This window comes from Tropicibacter naphthalenivorans, assembly GCF_900176475.1.
Taxonomy (GTDB): domain Bacteria; phylum Pseudomonadota; class Alphaproteobacteria; order Rhodobacterales; family Rhodobacteraceae; genus Tropicibacter; species Tropicibacter naphthalenivorans.
This window is the reverse complement of record NZ_FWXX01000001.1, coordinates 838,382-855,694: the sequence shown is the minus strand read 5'-3', so window position 1 is coordinate 855,694 and position 17,313 is coordinate 838,382. Positions and strand designations below refer to the sequence as shown.

Annotated in this window: 15 protein-coding genes; 9 read left to right on the top strand and 6 right to left on the bottom strand. The window is 63.4% G+C overall.

Translation table 11 applies throughout. The features are described 5' to 3' along the window. Window positions 1-75: 75 nt before the first annotated feature. Window positions 76-318 (top strand): hypothetical protein, encoded by a 243-nt coding sequence (locus B9A11_RS04130; protein ID WP_058245634.1) that lies wholly within the window; start codon window positions 76-78, stop codon window positions 316-318. A 107-nt stretch (window positions 319-425) separates the two neighbouring features. Here the strand turns inward: B9A11_RS04130 and aspS are convergent, their stop codons facing one another. Further along, on the bottom strand, window positions 426-2,207 hold the full coding sequence (gene aspS / locus B9A11_RS04125) for an aspartate--tRNA ligase (RefSeq protein WP_058245635.1): 1,782 nt from the start codon (window positions 2,205-2,207) through the stop codon (window positions 426-428). Between the two features lie 313 nt (window positions 2,208-2,520). Here aspS and carB point away from each other — a divergent pair, with 313 nt between their 5' ends. Continuing rightward, on the top strand, window positions 2,521-5,853 hold the full coding sequence (gene carB / locus B9A11_RS04120) for a carbamoyl-phosphate synthase large subunit (protein WP_058245636.1): 3,333 nt from the start codon (window positions 2,521-2,523) through the stop codon (window positions 5,851-5,853). Between the two features lie 79 nt (window positions 5,854-5,932). Here carB and B9A11_RS21045 read toward each other — a convergent pair whose 3' ends face one another. Continuing rightward, window positions 5,933-6,403, bottom strand: coding sequence for a hypothetical protein (locus tag B9A11_RS21045; RefSeq protein ID WP_143595787.1), 471 nt, complete (start codon window positions 6,401-6,403; stop codon window positions 5,933-5,935). After that, window positions 6,400-6,651, bottom strand: coding sequence for an ECs_2282 family putative zinc-binding protein (locus B9A11_RS21040; RefSeq protein ID WP_143595786.1), 252 nt, complete (start codon window positions 6,649-6,651; stop codon window positions 6,400-6,402). Before B9A11_RS21040 ends, B9A11_RS21045 begins: the two co-directional genes overlap by 4 nt. Window positions 6,652-6,815: 164 nt before the next feature. Between B9A11_RS21040 and B9A11_RS04115 the strand changes: the two genes are divergently transcribed. The 6 genes from B9A11_RS04115 (at window position 6,816) to B9A11_RS04090 (ending at window position 12,073) form a co-directional block, all read left to right on the top strand. Further along, window positions 6,816-7,022 carry a hypothetical protein gene (locus tag B9A11_RS04115; protein ID WP_058245637.1) on the top strand — a complete coding sequence of 69 codons (207 nt, stop codon included), beginning with the start codon at window positions 6,816-6,818 and terminating at the stop codon, window positions 7,020-7,022. Window positions 7,023-7,116: 94 nt separating this feature from the next. Continuing rightward, on the top strand, window positions 7,117-8,625 hold the full coding sequence (gene gpmI, locus B9A11_RS04110; protein WP_058245638.1) for a 2,3-bisphosphoglycerate-independent phosphoglycerate mutase: 1,509 nt from the start codon (window positions 7,117-7,119) through the stop codon (window positions 8,623-8,625). Continuing rightward, entirely contained in the window at window positions 8,622-9,728 is a 1,107-nt protein-coding gene (locus tag B9A11_RS04105; protein ID WP_058245639.1) for a murein hydrolase activator EnvC family protein, read from the top strand. Before gpmI ends, B9A11_RS04105 begins: the two co-directional genes overlap by 4 nt. A gap of 12 nt (window positions 9,729-9,740) precedes the next feature. Continuing rightward, a complete protein-coding gene (locus tag B9A11_RS04100; protein ID WP_058245640.1) occupies window positions 9,741-11,078 on the top strand; it encodes a S41 family peptidase in 1,338 nt (445 codons plus the stop codon). 63 nt (window positions 11,079-11,141) lie between these two features. Beyond that, window positions 11,142-11,636, top strand: coding sequence for an RNA pyrophosphohydrolase (locus B9A11_RS04095; RefSeq protein ID WP_058245641.1), 495 nt, complete (start codon window positions 11,142-11,144; stop codon window positions 11,634-11,636). 20 nt (window positions 11,637-11,656) lie between these two features. Continuing rightward, window positions 11,657-12,073 (top strand): hypothetical protein, encoded by a 417-nt coding sequence (locus B9A11_RS04090; protein WP_143595785.1) that lies wholly within the window; start codon window positions 11,657-11,659, stop codon window positions 12,071-12,073. Here B9A11_RS04090 and B9A11_RS04085 read toward each other — a convergent pair. Together B9A11_RS04085 and B9A11_RS04080 are read right to left on the bottom strand one after the other, a co-directional pair. Next, window positions 12,070-13,407, bottom strand: a complete 1,338-nt coding sequence (locus B9A11_RS04085; RefSeq protein WP_058245643.1) for a lytic murein transglycosylase — start codon at window positions 13,405-13,407, stop codon at window positions 12,070-12,072. The genes B9A11_RS04090 and B9A11_RS04085 overlap by 4 nt on opposite strands. Window positions 13,408-13,470: 63 nt before the next feature. Then, complete coding sequence (locus B9A11_RS04080; RefSeq protein WP_058245644.1) at window positions 13,471-14,175, bottom strand: helix-turn-helix transcriptional regulator; 705 nt, start codon at window positions 14,173-14,175, stop codon at window positions 13,471-13,473. A 103-nt stretch (window positions 14,176-14,278) separates the two neighbouring features. On the opposite strand from B9A11_RS04080, the gene B9A11_RS04075 reads away from it, so the two are divergent. Then, the gene (locus B9A11_RS04075; protein WP_058245645.1) at window positions 14,279-15,001 is read left to right on the top strand and encodes a glutathione S-transferase family protein; all 723 of its coding nucleotides are present in this window, start codon (window positions 14,279-14,281) and stop codon (window positions 14,999-15,001) included. Here the strand turns inward: B9A11_RS04075 and rnr are convergent. Continuing rightward, a complete protein-coding gene (gene rnr / locus B9A11_RS04070; protein WP_058245646.1) occupies window positions 14,976-17,291 on the bottom strand; it encodes a ribonuclease R in 2,316 nt (771 codons plus the stop codon). The genes B9A11_RS04075 and rnr overlap by 26 nt on opposite strands. Window positions 17,292-17,313 lie beyond the last annotated feature (22 nt).

Here is a 17,313-nt window from a genome sequence, read left to right as displayed (position 1 = left end):
CGACCATTCTCGTCAAAAGAGTGCCCCATTTGATCTGCAATCATGCGTTGCACACTCACTCAGAAAGGGCAGGGCATGGGCACTCAAGCAGCCTTGATGATGGTGGCAGCAATTGTTTCGGTATTGCTTCCATTGGTGGTGGTTAACTGTTGCGTTCATCGTCGGATGAAAAAGCGCAAATGTGAGGAATTCGTGAAACGCAGCCGGGAAGCCGGGCGTTTGGCCGTGGTATCGGTGACCGTCGCGGTCATGTGCACGGCGGTGTTTTACTGGGGGCCGACAACGTTGGCCCCGGATATGCTTCTCGGCATTCAGTGATCTGCGCCGCGGCGCGCACACTTGCGACATCCCGCGCCGCAGCTCAGTAAAAAGCCCCGCAACCGTTTGATCGGTGCGGGGCTTTGTTTTGTCCAGGCGTCAGGCGCTTAGTCCTGCGGAATCACCCGCAGCGACAGTTCCATCAGCTGATCCGACGCGGGCTCGGACGGGGCCTGCATCATCAGGTCCTCGGCGCGCTGGTTCATCGGGAACATGATGACTTCGCGGATGTTTTCCTGCTCGGCCAGCAGCATGACGATGCGGTCGATGCCCGCCGCGCAGCCACCGTGCGGCGGTGCGCCGTAGTGGAAGGCGTTGAACAGCGCGCCAAAGCGGTTCTTGACCTCGTCGGCACCGTAACCGGCCAGTTCGAACGCCTTGAGCATGACTTCGGGTTTGTGGTTGCGGATCGCGCCAGAGACCAGCTCGTAGCCGTTGCAGGCCAGATCGTACTGGTAGCCCTTGACCGCCAGCGGATCGCCGTTCAGCGCGTCCATCCCGCCCTGCGGCATGGAGAAGGGGTTGTGCTCAAAGTCGATCTTGCCGGATTCTTCGTCCTGCTCGTAGATCGGGAAGTCCACGATCCAAGCAAAGGCAAAGCGGTCCTTGTCGGTCAGGTTCAGTTCCGCGCCGATGACGTCACGGGCCTTGCCAGCGACACGTTCAAACGCCGCCGGTTTGCCGCCAAGGAAGAACGCCGCATCGCCGACGCCCAGACCCAGCTGCTGGCGGATCGCCTCGGTGCGCTCGGGGCCGATGTTCTTGGCCAGCGGACCCGCCGCTTCCATGCCGTCGCCCTGATCGCGCCAGAAGATATAGCCCATGCCCGGCAGACCCTCTTTCTGGGCGAACGCGTTCATGCGGTCACAGAACTTGCGGCTGCCACCGGTGGGCGCGGGGATCGCGCGGATCTGGGTGCCGTCCTGCTCGAGCAGCTTGGCAAAGATCGCGAAACCAGAGCCGCGGAAATGCTCGGACACGTCCTGCATCTCAATGGGGTTGCGCAGGTCGGGCTTGTCGGTGCCGTATTTCAGCGCCGCTTCTTTATAAGGGATCTGCGGCCACTCGTTCGGGGCGTCGACTTTCTTGCCGCCGCCGAATTCCTCAAAGATGCCCGCGATCACCGGAGAGATCGTGTCAAAGACGTCCTGCTGCTCGACAAAGGACATCTCCATGTCCAGCTGGTAGAAGTCGGTGGGCGAGCGGTCGGCGCGCGGGTCTTCATCGCGGAAGCAGGGCGCGATCTGGAAATACTTGTCGTAGCCCGACACCATGATCAGCTGCTTGAACTGCTGCGGGGCCTGCGGCAGCGCGTAGAACTTGCCCGGATGCAGACGGGACGGCACGAGGAAGTCGCGCGCGCCCTCAGGCGAGGATGCGGTGATGATCGGCGTCTGGTACTCGCGGAAGCCCTTGTCCCACATGCGGCGGCGCATCGAGGCGACAACGTCCGAGCGCATGGTCATGTTCTTCTGCATCGCTTCGCGGCGCAGGTCGAGGTAGCGGTATTTCAGGCGCGTCTCTTCGGGGTATTCCTGATCGCCGAAGACGATCAAGGGCAGCTCATCCGCCGCGCCCAGCACTTCGAGATCGCGGACGAACACTTCGACTTCGCCGGTGGGCAGCTTGGGGTTCACCAGCTCGGGGTCACGCGCCTTGACGTTGCCGTCGATGCGAATGCACCATTCGGAGCGCACTTTTTCCATCTCGGCGAACACCGGGCTGTCCGGGTCGCACAGCACCTGCGTCACGCCATAGTGGTCGCGCAGGTCGATGAACAGGATGCCGCCGTGATCCCGGATGCGGTGCACCCAGCCAGAAAGGCGGACGGTCTCGCCCACATTGTCTTTGGTCAGATCGGCGCAGGTATGGCTGCGAAAGGCGTGCATGGTCGGGATCCTTATGGAAAGGCTGAATAGGTCAGGGGCGGATACACCCGTCCGGGGGGCCAAAGTCAAGGGAAGGGGTGTCTTTTAGGCATATATCCCCCGCTTTCGCCGCCCTTGGCCCCTGATCCCGCGAAATCGGCGCGGTCAAACGGCGCAGGCGCAGGTGCAACCGCGGCGTATTAAATAACGGGCCAAACAGGGGTTGATCATGCCCGCGTCCTGTCTATAACCCACGACAATTTGCGAGCAGGGGCGTGAGTCTCTGCTTCGCTGCCCCCTGCCGCCTTGAAACGCCGCCAAACGAGGTCTGCCCATGCCCAAACGTACCGATATCAAATCCATCATGATCATTGGCGCAGGGCCGATTGTCATCGGGCAGGCGTGTGAATTCGACTACTCCGGCGCGCAGGCGTGTAAGGCGCTGCGCGAAGAGGGCTACCGCGTTATCCTCGTGAACTCGAACCCGGCCACGATCATGACCGATCCGGGGCTGGCGGATGCCACCTACATCGAGCCGATCACGCCCGAAGTGGTCGCCAAGATCATCGAGAAAGAGCGCCCCGACGCGCTGCTGCCGACGATGGGTGGCCAGACCGGCCTGAACACCTCGCTCGCGCTCGAAGAGATGGGCGTGCTTGAGAAATTCGGCGTCGAGATGATCGGCGCAAAGCGGGACGCCATTGAGATGGCCGAAGACCGCAAGCTCTTCCGCGAGGCGATGGACCGTCTTGGCCTTGAAAACCCCAAGGCGACCATCGTCACCGCGCCCAAGAACGAGGCGGGCAAGTTCGACCTTGAGGAAGGCGTGCAGACTGCGCTGGACGCTCTGGAGGAAATCGGCCTGCCGGCGATCATCCGCCCGGCGTTCACCCTTGGCGGCACCGGTGGCGGTGTGGCCTACAACCGCGAAGATTACATCCACTACTGCCGGTCTGGCATGGATGCCTCGCCGGTGGGGCAGATCCTCGTGGACGAGTCCCTGCTGGGTTGGAAAGAATACGAGATGGAAGTGGTGCGCGACAAAGCGGACAACGCCATCATCGTCTGTTCCATCGAAAACGTCGACCCGATGGGCGTGCACACCGGCGACTCGATCACCGTGGCCCCCGCGCTGACGCTGACCGACAAGGAATACCAGATCATGCGCACCGCCTCGATTGCGGTTCTGCGCGAGATCGGCGTGGAAACCGGCGGTTCCAACGTGCAGTGGGCGGTGAACCCGGAAAACGGCCGCATGGTCGTGATCGAGATGAACCCGCGCGTGTCGCGCTCTTCGGCGCTGGCGTCCAAGGCGACGGGCTTCCCCATCGCGAAAATCGCGGCCAAGCTGGCGGTGGGCTACACGCTGGACGAGCTGGACAACGACATCACCAAGGTGACCCCGGCGTCGTTTGAGCCGACCATCGACTATGTTGTCACCAAGATCCCCAAGTTCGCGTTCGAGAAATTCCCCGGCTCCGAGCCGTATCTCACCACCGCGATGAAATCCGTGGGCGAGGCGATGGCCATTGGCCGCACCATCCACGAATCCATGCAAAAGGCGCTGGCCTCGATGGAATCGGGTCTCACCGGCTTTGACGAGGTCGAAATCGAAGGCGCGCCCGACAAGGCCGCCGTCATCAAGGCCATCGGCCAGCAGACCCCCGACCGGATGCGCACCATCGCGCAGGCCATGCGTCACGGCCTGACCGACGACGAAATCCAGGGCGTCACCATGTTTGACCCGTGGTTCCTGGCCCGCATCCGCGAGATCGTCGAGGCCGAGGAAGGCGTGCGCGCCAACGGCCTGCCGCAGGACGCCGAAGGGATGCGCGCGCTCAAGATGATGGGCTTTACCGACGCGCGTCTGGCCAAGCTGACCGGCTTTAGCGAAAAGGATGTGCGCAAGCGGCGTCAGGCGCAGGGCGTCACCGCCGTCTTCAAGCGCATCGACACCTGCGCCGCCGAATTCGAAGCGCAGACCCCCTACATGTACTCGACCTACGAAGAGCCGATGATGGGCGAGGTCGAGTGCGAGGCGCGTCCCTCGGATCGTAAAAAGGTCGTCGTTCTGGGCGGTGGCCCGAACCGCATCGGTCAGGGCATCGAGTTCGACTACTGCTGCTGTCACGCCTGCTTCTCGCTGTCCGATCAGGGCTACGAGACGATCATGATCAACTGCAACCCGGAAACGGTGTCGACCGACTATGACACCTCGGACCGTTTGTACTTTGAGCCGCTGACGTTTGAGCACGTGATGGAAGTCCTGCGCGCGGAACAGGCCAACGGCACCCTGCACGGCGTGATCGTGCAGTTCGGCGGTCAGACCCCGCTGAAGCTGGCCAACGCCCTGGAAGCCGAAGGTATCCCGATCCTCGGCACCACCCCCGACGCCATCGACCTTGCCGAAGACCGCGAGCGGTTCCAGGCGCTGGTCAACCAGCTGGGCCTGAAACAGCCCAAGAACGGCATCGCCTCGACCGACGCGCAAGCGCTGGCCATCGCCGAGGAAATCGGCTTCCCGCTGGTGATCCGCCCGTCCTACGTGCTGGGGGGCCGCGCCATGGAAATCGTCCGCGATATGGCGCAGCTGGAACGCTACATCAAAGAGGCGGTGGTCGTGTCCGGCGACAGCCCCGTGCTGCTCGACAGCTACCTGTCTGGCGCGACCGAACTGGATGTGGATGCGCTCTGTGATGGCACGGACGTGCATGTGGCGGGCATCATGCAGCACATCGAAGAGGCGGGCGTCCACTCGGGCGACAGTGCCTGCTCGCTGCCGCCGTATTCGCTGTCCGACGACGTGATCGAGCGCATCAAGGAACAGACCGTCGCGCTGGCCAAGGCCTTGCATGTGGTTGGCCTGATGAACGTCCAGTTCGCAATCAAGAACGACGAGATCTACCTGATCGAGGTCAACCCGCGCGCCTCGCGCACCGTGCCGTTTGTCGCCAAGGCGACCGACAGCGCGATTGCCTCGATCGCCGCGCGCCTGATGGCGGGGGAAAAGCTGTCGGCCTTCCCGCTGCGTCCCGGCTACGAGACGACCGACGACTACGACACCGACATCCCGATGGCCGATCCGATGACGCTGGCCGATCCGAACATGCCGTGGTTCTCGGTGAAAGAGGCGGTTCTGCCCTTCGCCCGCTTCCCCGGTGTGGACACGATCCTTGGGCCGGAAATGCGCTCGACCGGCGAGGTCATGGGCTGGGACAAGAGCTTCCCGCGTGCCTTCCTCAAGGCGCAGATGGGCGCGGGCACGCATCTGCCCACCGAAGGCGCTGTGTTCTTTTCGATCAAGGACGAAGACAAGTCGCCCCAGATGATCGAAGCGGCGCAGGTTCTGTCGGACCTCGGGTTCAAGATCGTCGCCACCGGTGGCACCGCGTCCTTCCTTGGCGCGGCAGGGATCACCTGCGAAAAGGTCAAGAAGGTCTACGAAGGTCGCCCGAACATCGTTGACGTGATGAAGGACGGCGGCATCCAGCTGGTGTTCAACACCACCGAAGGCGCGGCCTCGGTCGAAGACTCGCGCGAGATCCGCTCGGTGGCCTTGTACGACAAGATCCCCTACTTCACGACCGCCGCCGGTGCCCACGCCGCCGCCCTGGCCGTGAAAGCCCGCGAAGAGGGTGAATTGGTGGTGAAGTCGCTGCAGGGGTGAGTTGACGTACCCGCGCCTTTGGCGCGGGCAAACTGTCCGGGGGACGGTTTGGTCAAATTACGGGCGGAGCCCCGACCAATCATATGGTGACTGTGATCGTGTTACTTCGATTCTTTCCGGTCGAGTCATCCCAAAGGATTCGGATATCCTCCTTTTCGTGTGACGATAGAACCACGGATGCCAAGATATCGACACTTTGTCCTGCTTCCATTCGGGGCATCGGAAACTTGTTGCTTATCCAGCTTTCTGAGAAAAAACTGTTTTCCGAGAGCACTTCAAGGCGAACATTTTTTGCCTCTGCCGGGCCTCGATTGAAAACTCTCAGTTTCCAATTGTGTTTTCCGGTATTGTGCAAGCGTGCGGAAACCTCAGTGCTGAGAGACGAGGCATGATCTCTTTGCTCTTTCGCGATAAGTAGCCTCACCAACTCAGTTTCTCGCAAGGTCAGTTTGCTTTGATCTTTTGCGGCTCTATAAGATGTCCACCAAGCCAAGATCGAAATCAGAATAGCAATCACTGAGGAGATACCAGTAACGACTTCCCAATTCATTTAAGCTTCCTGAATAACTTTTTGATGTCTTTCTGCATGTCTGACACGATCTCGTTTTTCATTTCCTCGATCGTGTTTTGGATTAGCTCGCCATTGGCTGCCATAATGTCATTGTAGGAAAAACGCTGCCCACAATCGCCACATGTATAGATTCGATCATCTTCGTCGAGGTTTTCGTCGAATGAAAAGGTCGTGTTGGCGCATGTCGGACATGCTGGCGAAAATTTTCGTCCGTAGTCTTTCTTCATCGGCTGAACTTCACACTCAATAGTCTATAACGTGAATATCGTACGGTGGGCAATCAGGGCTTGCAAGATCGGTGAGGTGGTGCCTTGGGCCGGGGCATATTCATTGAATCTTGACGTTGGTTGCCTTATATTCTGTCCATAAGCGCGCTTGAGGAGTGTCCCGAATGCCCGGTACAGCCAGTTTGTCCCAGATGGATCTGACCGCCCTGCAAGGGGAACGGGGCGAATTGCTGGCTGCCTTGAAAAAGGACACAAGCCGCGCACGCGAGCTGGTGGGGCGCATTGCGCGGCTGGACGCCTACATCGCGGCGCAGCTTGAACGCACGATCCAGACGGACGACACCGGCGCTCGGCGCAAAGCGGCGCACTAAAGCCAGCCCGTGACGGCGGGAAACCCTTCCCCCCTTTCACAACCCCAATCCCCTCTGCTAAACCACGCGCGACACCGCACAGGAGGCCGCGCATATGAAACCCGTTATTCTGACCATTCTCGATGGCTGGGGCCTGCGCGAAGACACCACCGCCAACGCCCCCGCGCTGGCCAACACGCCCACCATCGACCGCCTCATGGCCACTTGCCCCCATGCCACGCTGATCACCCACGGCCCCGACGTCGGCCTGCCGACCGGGCAGATGGGCAATTCCGAGGTGGGGCACACCAACATCGGCGCGGGCCGCGTTGTGGCCATGGACCTCGGGCAGATCGACCTGTCGATCGAGGATGGCTCCTTTAACGAAAACGCTGCGATCCTTGACTTTGCCAAGACGGTCAAGGCCGCGGGCGGGCGGGCGCATCTGACCGGGCTGACCTCGGACGGCGGCGTACACGCGCATGTGACGCATATGGTGGCAGCGGCAAAACTGCTGCAAGGCCAAGGCCTTGAGGTCGTCCTGCATGTCATCACCGATGGCCGCGACACCGATCCCAAATGCGCCGCCAATTACCTCAAAACCCTGAAATCCGAGCTGGACGGCGTGCAGATCGCCACCGTCACCGGGCGTTACTTTGCCATGGACCGCGACAACCGTTGGGAGCGAGTCGAGCAGGCCTACCGCGCCATGGTCGATGGCACCCCGGTTGCGGGCAGCTTTGACACCGCCGAAGCCGCGCTCGACGCCGCCTATGCGCGCGGCGAGACCGACGAATTTGTGCAGGCCTCGGTGATTGGCGACTACACTGGGATGAGCAAGGGCGACGGGTTGTTCTTTCTCAACTTCCGTGGCGACCGCGCGCGCGAAATCCTTTCCGCCATTGGCGACGACGATTTCGACGGCTTCGCGCGGGAGAAACCGCAGCTCAGCGCCCTTCTCGGGATGGTCGAATACTCGGACCGTCACAACACCTACATGACCACCGCCTTCCCCAAGCGCGAGATCGTCAACACGCTGGGCCATTGGGTCGCGCTAAAGGGCAAAAGCCAGTTCCGTCTGGCCGAGACCGAGAAATACCCGCACGTCACGTTCTTCCTCAACGGCGGTCAGGAAACGCCCGAGGACAACGAAGACCGCTTCATGCCGAAATCGCCCAAGGTCGCGACCTACGATCTGCAACCGGAAATGAGCGCCCCCGAGGTGACCGAGCAGTTCGTCAAGGCGATCGAGCATGGCTATGACCTGATCGTGGTGAACTTTGCCAACCCCGACATGGTCGGCCACACCGGCGATTTGGACGCCGCGATTGCCGCCTGCGAAGCGGTGGACAGCGGCCTCGGTAAGGTGCTGGAAGCGCTGGAAAAAACCGACGGTGCCATGCTGGTGATCGCCGATCACGGCAACTGCGAGACGATGGTCGACCCCGAAACCGGTGGGCCGCATACCGCGCATACGACGAACCTCGTGCCGTCGATCTTGTTCGGTGGGCCCAAAGGTGCCACGCTGCGCGACGGGCGTCTGGCCGATGTGGCCCCGACGCTGCTCGAACTGATGGGCCTCGACAAGCCCGCCGAGATGACAGGGGAGAGCCTGATCCAGTGAAGCGCCTCGCGCTGATCCTGACGCTGCTAAGCGCGCCCGCCGTTGCGCAGGACGCAGGCTTAGCTGCGCGCGATGCGGCAGAGGCCTTGGAGGCAGCGTCGATCCTGCTGGACACGGCAGAGGACAGCCGCGACCGGGTGGCGGCGCTGACCGATACGGTGCGCGCCTTCGAGGATGGCTTGGCCGCCATGCGCGATGGCCTACGCGATGCGGCGATCCGCGAAACCGAACTGACCCGCAAGCTGGCCGCGCAGGACGCCGAGGTGGCGCAGCTGCTGGGCGCTTTGTCGGCGCTGGGGTCGCGGGCCGAGCCGCAGACGTTGCTGCACCCGCAGGGGCCGCTGGGCACCGCCCGCTCGGGGATGCTGGTGGCGGCGGTCACGCCGGGGCTGGCGGCCAAGGCGGCGGCCCTACGATCCGATCTGGAGGAAGTCACCGCCCTGCGCGAGCTGCAACAGAGCGCGGCCAAGACGCTCGAGGACGGTCTGGCCGGGGTGCAGCGCGCCCGCACCGACCTGTCCCAGGCCATCGCCGACCGCACCGACCTGCCCAAACGCTTTACCGAAGACCCGATCCGCACGCAGATCCTGATCTCTGCCACAGAGACGCTCAACGGCTTTGCCTCTGGCCTGTCGCAGATCACCGAGAACGAGGTGGCCGAGGTCATGCCCCCCATCGAGGACCGCAAGGGCATCCTGCAACTGCCGGTGCGCGGGGTCATCATCCGCCAGGCCGGGCAGGCCGACGCCGCTGGGGTCACGCGCCCCGGCATCGTTATGGCGACTCGCCCCAGCGCTTTGGTCACCACGCCCACCGCCGCGACGATCCGCTACAACGGGCCGCTCTTGGATTATGGTCTCGTTAGCATTCTTGAGCCACAAGGCGACCTGCTGTTCGTGCTGGCGGGGCTGGATGCGGTGTTCGGCGAGATCGGCGATGTTTTGCCTGCGGGCAGCCCCGTGGGGCTTATGGGCGGCGATGGCGGAGATATTGTCTCACTGACAAGTGAAGGGGGTGGCGCTGGCCGCTCGGAAACGCTCTATATAGAAGTGAGAGAAGGCGGAACGCCCGTTGACCCACTGACGTGGTTCACAACCGAATAAGGGAAACCCGAGATGAAGAAATTCGTGATGGCCGCTTTGGGCGGCACGCTGGCTTCGGTGGTGGCAACCACGCAGTTTGTCGGCCCGTTGCTCGCGCAAGAGGATGAACGACAAGCCAGCGTCTACGAACAGCTTGACCTGTTCGGTGACATCTTTGAACGCATCCGCGCGCAATACGTCGAAGAAGTCGACGAGGGCGATCTGATCGAGGCGGCGATCAACGGCATGTTGACCTCGCTTGACCCGCACTCCAGCTATCTTGCGCCCGATGACGCCGCCGACATGCGCGTGCAGACTCGCGGCGAATTCGGCGGTCTGGGCATTGAGGTCACGCAGGAAGACGGCTTCGTCAAGGTTGTGTCCCCCATCGACGGCACCCCCGCCATGGAAGCAGGCGTCGAGGCGGGCGATTTCATCACCCACGTTGATGGCGAGTCGGTGCTGGGCCTGACGCTGGACGAGGCGGTGGACCTGATGCGCGGGCCGGTTGGCTCGGAAATCTCCATCACCATCGTGCGCGAAGGCGAGGAAGAGCCCTTTGACATCGAGATCATCCGCGACAAGATCAAGCTGACCGCCTCGCGCTCGCGTCTGGAAAGCGGCGCGGTGGTGCTGCGCGTGACCACCTTCAACGACCAGACCTACACGCAGATGGCCGAGGGCCTCGCCAAACAGGTCGAAGAGGCGGGCGGTCTGGACAACGTCAACGGCTTTATCCTCGATCTGCGCAACAACCCCGGCGGCCTGCTGACCCAGGCGATCCGCGTGTCGGATGCTTTCTTGGAAGAGGGTGAGATCGTCTCGACCCGTGGGCGCGATCCGGCGGACGGCGACCGCTACAACGCGACGCCCGGTGATCTGGCCATGGGCAAGCCCTTGGTGGTGCTGGTCAACGGCGGCTCGGCTTCGGCGTCGGAAATCGTCGCGGGCGCGTTGCAGGATCACCGCCGCGCCATCGTCATCGGCACGAAGTCCTTTGGCAAAGGCTCGGTCCAGACGGTCATGCCGCTGCGCGGCGACGGGGCCATGCGCCTGACCACCGCGCGCTATTACACGCCGTCGGGCCGTTCGATCCAGGCCTTGGGGGTGTCCCCCGACATCGTCGTGGAGCAGCCGCGCCGTGACCCGAACGCCGAGCAGGAGGAGGAAGAAACCAACATCTTCAGCCGCTCCGAAGCGGACCTGCGCGGGCGTCTGGACAACGACAGCCTGACCCCGGAAGAGATCGAACAGATCGAAGCCGACCGCGCCAAGGCCGAAGCCTCCGCCAAGCTGCGCGAAGAGGATTATCAACTGGCCTACGCGGTCGACATCCTCAAGGGGCTGTCCAAACTGGGCCCCAAGAACTAAGACAGCGAGGGCGGGGATGACCCCGCCCTTTTTCCGTCTGGGACCAACGACTTGAGTGAGACTATGACCCCCGAAGAGATCGCCAAGCTGCCCTATCGCAAGAACGTCGGCGTGATGTTGGTGAATGCCGCTGGCCATGCCTTTGTCGGCCAGCGCACCGACCGTCAGCCGCACGAGCCGCCCGCGTGGCAGATGCCCCAAGGCGGGATTGACAAGGGCGAAGACCCGCGCGCCGCCGCCCTGCGCGAGTTGCAAGAGGAAACCGGCGTGACCCCCGATCTGGTGACGGTCGAGGCGGAAACTGACGGCTGGATCGCCTATGATCTGCCGCACGACATCGTCCCGCGCATCTGGAAGGGGCGCTATCGTGGCCAAGAGCAAAAGTGGTTCCTGCTGCGCTTTCACGGCACCGACGATCAGGTGATCCTTGATGGCGACGATTTCCAAGAGTTCTCGGAGTGGCGCTGGCTGCCCGCCGACGAGGTCTTGGAGCAGATCGTCCCGTTCAAGCGCGAAGTCTACGAACAGGTCATCGCGGCCTTTCGGCCCCACCTGTGATGCGTTGGCTGGCGGCGGCTATGGCGTTATGCGCCTCGCCCGTCTGGGCCTTGTCCTGCCGCCCGCCGGACCCGGTGCAGGCCTTTATCAAGGCCGACCAAGACAGCGCAGAATGGGTGGTCGCCAAGGGGCAATTCCTTGTTTTCGAACGGGATTTACCCAAAGGCGCAGCGGTGATCCCCGGCACTTTCACCGGCCTCAGCCTGACGTCGCGCGGGTTCACTGAACCCTTTGATACCCCCGTTCAGATCGAGATCAGCTGCGCCGGACCGTGGTGCGGGGCCGTCCGCCCGGACGTGACCTACATCGCGTTCTTGCGCAAAGAGGACGCGAGCCACCGCGCCTTTGCCAAGCCATGCCCGGTCTGGCTGTTCACCAATCCGGGGCGCGAAGAAGAGCAGATGTTAACCGCCTGTTTGCGCGGCACCTGCCCCTAACGCAGTTTCTGCAACACGCTGAGCGAGGCGTAGCCATCCGGAACCAGCCCGCGCGCGCGCTGATAGGCCCGCAACGCTGCCAGCGAGTTCGGCCCCAGCCGCCCGTCCACGCCGCGCGTGTTGAACCCGGCGGCGGTCAGGCGGCGCTGCATTTCCTTGCGCTCGGAAAAGGTCAGGGCGCGGTCGTTCACCGGCCAGCTGCCGCGAATTTTCGGCCCGCCCATGATCCGGTCGGACAGGTGGCCCACCCCGATCACATAGGCGTCGGCGGCGTTGTAGCGTTCGATCGCGCGGAAGTTCTTGAACACCATAAAGGCCACGCCGCGATGCCCAGCAGGCAGCAGCAAGGACGCCGCGCCATAGTCGCGCACGGGCCGCCCGTCCATGTCCAAAACGCCCAGACGCGCCCATTGAGAGGGCATTTTCTGGATTTTCCGGCTCACCTGCGTGTAATCAAAGCCGCGCGGCAGTTGCACTTCGACGCCCCAAGGCATCCCGCGAATCCAGCCGCTTTTCTTGAGGTAATTGGCGGTCGAGGCCAGCGCGTCGGCGGGGTTCTCGCTCCAGATGTCGCGGCGACCGTCGCCGGTGAAATCCACCGCCAAGGCATTGAAAGAACTCGGCATAAACTGCGTGTGCCCCATGGCGCCGGCCCAGGAACCGCGCAGGTTTTCGGGGCTGGTGTGCCCACCTTGCAGGATTTTCAGCGCGGCGATCAACTCTCCTTCGAAAAAGCTGCGCCGCCGCCCGTCATAGGCCAAGGAGGCCATGGATTGGATCACCGGATCGCTGCCGCGATGGCTGCCGAAATTCGATTCCATCCCCCAGATCGCTAGAACGACCTCTTTGTCGACGCCATAATGCGCCTCGATCTGGTTCAAGAGCGCCCCGTGGGTGCGCAGCATCTCGCGCCCTTTCAGGACGCGATTGTCCGACGCCGCGCTGTCGAGGTAGTCCCAAATGGTTTTGGAAAACTCCGACTGGTTGCTGTCGCGGGCGACGACTTTTGGGTCGAAACGCACCCCGCGAAAGGCGGCGTCAAAGGTGCGCGCGTTGATCCCGGCGCGGGTCGCGCGGGGGCGGAAGTCCTTGATCCACTGATGAAAACCGGGGTCGTCGCCATGCACCGTTGCCACCGCCGACAGGCCCCTTGGCCGCAGGGCGGGGCGCAGGGACGCGTGCGGTGCGGCGCTGTCCAAAAAGGACAATTCAGCCGACACAGCGCGCGCAACCACGTCTTCGACCACCGGTCGCGCCTTGGGGCGGACCAGATCGGCAAACGCAGGAAGCCCGGCGCAAACCAGCGCCAAGCCGATGAGGATCGGACGTATCATGTTTCGATTCTGCTGCTCTTTGTTTTAACATCAGCCTAACGCGGCCAAAGATGCTGGCAAGGGTCAGCTTTGGTCTTTGCGGAAACTTGCCGCCCTGATCTGGTCGAGATAGGCGCGCAGCAGGGGGATACGCTCGGGGCGAAAGGACGTGCCGGTGCGTTCCATCGCGGACATGCGATCCAGACGGAAGGCTCTGAAATCGCTGCGTAAAACGCACCACGCCATCAGGCAATGGCTGTTCTCGAAGAACGAGATTTGCAGCGGTTTGACCTCGCGCGTGGTCTGCGCGCCGGACTTGTCGGTGTAGTCGAACCGGATCTGCGCCTCGTCCCAGCAGGCCTTGCGCAGCGCGCTGGAGTCGATCCCCGGCGCGGGCGGCGGGACAAAGCGGCGGGCGGACAGCACGGCATATTCCAGACGGTGCGCGGACCGCTCTGGCAGGCGGGCGCGCAGCTTGGTGAGGGCGGTGCGGGCGGCCTCGGCCAATGCGGGATCGCCGATCTGGGTGACTTCGCGCAGGCCCAGAACTAGCGCCTCCAGCTCTTCGTCGTCGAATTGCAGGGGCGGCAGGTGGGCATCCTCGATCAGCGTGTAGCCAAAGCCCGCCTCGCCGTCGATCACCGCCCCCAGCCCGCGCAAGGTGTCGATGTCGCGATACAGCGTGCGTTCCGAAACGCCGGTCTCAGCGGCGAGCGACGCAGCGGTCACCGGCCCGGCAGAGCGGCGCAGCGCAGTCATCAGTTGGAACAGGCGATGGGTGCGGGACATGATGCACGATCCTACACCATGCTGACAGAAACTGACAGGAGGGGCGGCTATCCAATTGTCAGACATTTAATTGTCAGACATTTGAACCCGCAGGAGCCCCCTTATGTTGACCCTTCTCACGTATCGCCCCGGTTATGGCGACCCCAGCCTGTCCCCCTTTTGCGTCAAGGCGATGATCCTGCTGGAGATGTCCGGCCAACCTTGGCAACCCGAGTGGTGCGCGCGCGGGGGCAAGGACAGCTACGGCAAACTGCCCGCCTTGCGGACGCCGGGTGGCCTCGTGCCCGATAGCAATTTCATCCTTCAGTGGCTGGAAGAGCAGGGGGCCGATCTGTTCCCCGGCCTTAACAATGCGCAGCGCGGGCAGGCCCATGCGATCATCCGTCTGGCCGAGGATAGCTTGCGGTTGGGGCTGATCCACGACCGCTGGCTGCGCGACGATTGCTGGCCGGTGATGTTGAAGACGGCTTTTGGCGGGATGCCCGCGCCCTTGCGGCTGATCATTCCGGGGCGGGTGCGGGACAACGTGCGCAAGCTGCTGACGATCCAAGGCATGGCCCGCTATAGCGAAGAAGACCGCCTGCGCTGCCTGCGCGCCGATCTGGACGCCCTGGCGGCGCAACTGGGGGACAGCGCGTGGCTGTTCGGCGATCAGCCCACGGCGGCGGATGCGGCGGTTTTCCCGGTGCTGAGTATGCTTGACCGTCTGCCCGCGGACACTCCCCTGCGCCGTCTGGTACGCGAGCAGAGCGCGCTGATGGCCTATACCCAGCGCGGGCGGGACCGGTTTTACCCGGCCCTTACTTTTGCCGCCGCTGCCGCGTGACCTTGCGCTTGGTCTTGGCGTCTTTCTTCTTGGCCTTGGCGGCTTTGCGCTGAGGCGAGGGGCCAGAGCGGGGCCGACCCGGACCACGGGGGCCACCGCGCCCCCGGCCAAAGCCGCGCCCACGCCCGCCGGTGCCACCTTTGAACGGCTCGCCTTCGAGTTCGAGCATCTGAAAGGCGATGCCACCCGTGACGGGCGCGGCTTCGGTCAGCTTGACCTTGGCCTGCATCCCCAGTGCGAGGATGCGCCCGGTATCGGCGCCCATGAGGGTGCCAGAGTCGCGGTCAAAGTGGAAGAATTCGTTCCCAAGGGTCGAGATCGGCACAAGGCCGTCCGCCCCGGTTTCGTCCAGCTTCACAAAGACGCCGAACTTGGCAATGCCAGAGATTTTGCCGGTGAACTCGGCCCCGATGCGATCGGACAGGAAGGCCGCCAGATAGCGGTCCGTCGTGTCACGCTCGGCCATCATGCTGCGGCGCTCGGTGTCGGAAATATGCTCGCCGGTTTGTTCCAGCGTTTCCATGTCTTCGGGTGTCAGGCCATCCTTGCCCCAGCCATGGGCGCTAATCAGCGCGCGGTGCACGATCAGGTCGCTATAGCGCCGGATGGGCGAGGTGAAATGCGCGTAATCCCGCAGCGCGAGGCCAAAATGCCCAAAGTTTTTAGGGCTATAGTAGGCCTGCGTCATCGACCGCAGGGTCGCCATGTTGATCAGCTCGTCGTCGGCGGTGCCCTGCGCTTCGGCCAGCAGCTTGTTCAGGTGGCGCGTTTGCAGCACCTGCCCCTTGGCCAGCGTCAGGCCCGCCGCAGCGGCGGTTTCGCGCAGCGAATCCAGCTTGTCCACGGGCGGTTCCTCGTGGACGCGGAACAGCAGCGGCGTGCGCTTGGCGATCAAGGTTTCGGCGGCGGCGACGTTGGCCAGCACCATGAACTCTTCGATCAGGCGGTGGGCGTCCATGCGCTCGGCGAAGTCGACGGACACAACCTTGCCCTCGTCGTTCAGCACGATCTTGCGCTCTGGCAGGTCCAGATCCAGCGGCTGGCGACGCTGGCGGGCGCTGCGCAGCGCCTCGTAGGCGGCATAAAGCGGCCGGATCACCGGATCGAGCAGCGGCCCGGTCTTGTCGTTGGGCTGGCCATCATAGGCGGCCTGCACCTCTTTGTAGTTCAGCGACGCGGGGGATCGCATGAGCCCACGCATAAAGGTCTGGCCCAGCTTGTTGCCCTCGGCGTCGATCTTCATCCGAACGGCGATACAGGCGCGCGGCACGCCTTCGTGCAGGGAGCACAGGTCGCCGGACAGCCGGTCGGGCAGCATCGGCACCACGCGGTCGGGAAAATAGGACGAGTTCCCGCGCTTGCGCGCCTCGCGGTCCAGTTTCGAACCGGGGCGCACGTAATGGGCCACGTCGGCAATCGCCACCCACAGCAGGAAGCCGCCTTTGTTGGCGGGGTCGGTGTCGGGCTCGGCAAAGACCGCGTCGTCGTGGTCGCGCGCATCGGCGGGGTCGATGGTCACAAGCGGGATGTCGCGCAGATCGGTGCGCCCGCTCAGGCCCGCCGGTTTTTGCGCGTCCGCTTCGGCCAGGACATCCTCGGGGAAGTTGTCGGGGATGCCGTGCTGGTGGATCGCAATCAGCGACACGGCGCGCGGTTCGGTCGGGTCGCCCAGACGGGTGACGATGCGCGCAAAGGGCAGGCCCATGCGGCCCTTGGGCCCGGCTTGTTCCGCCTCGACCAGCTCGCCGTCCTTGGCCCCGCCGGTGGCGTCCACCTTGACGATCCATTCCTTGTCGCTGCCCTTGTCGATGGGCACGATGCGCCCGCCTTCGGAGCCAGCGCGGTAGATGCCCACGACCTTTTGCGCGGTCTGACCGACGCGGCGGATCAGGCGCGCCTCGTAGTTGTGGTCGGCCTCGTGCACCACCTGCAGACGCGCCAGAATGCGGTCGCCTTCGCCCAAAGCGGGGTCCGAGGCGCGCGGGATCACCAGAACGATGGGCTCGACCCCTTCGCCGTGCCATTCCAAGGGGCGCGCGAACAGATCGCCGTTGTCGTCGGGGGCCTTGACTTGCAGCACGCTGACCGGGGGCAGGCGATCGGGGTCGCGGTAGGTCTTCTTGCGTTTCTCCAGATGGCCCTCGGCTTCGAGTTCCTTGAGCACACGCTTGAGATCAATGCGCGCGGCACCCTTGATGCCAAAGGCCTTGGCAATGTCACGCTTGGAGGTCAGCGTCGGGTTTTCAGAGATCCATTCGAGGATTTCGGGCTTGGTGGGCAATCTGTTCATACTTGCCACGTAGCACGGCCAC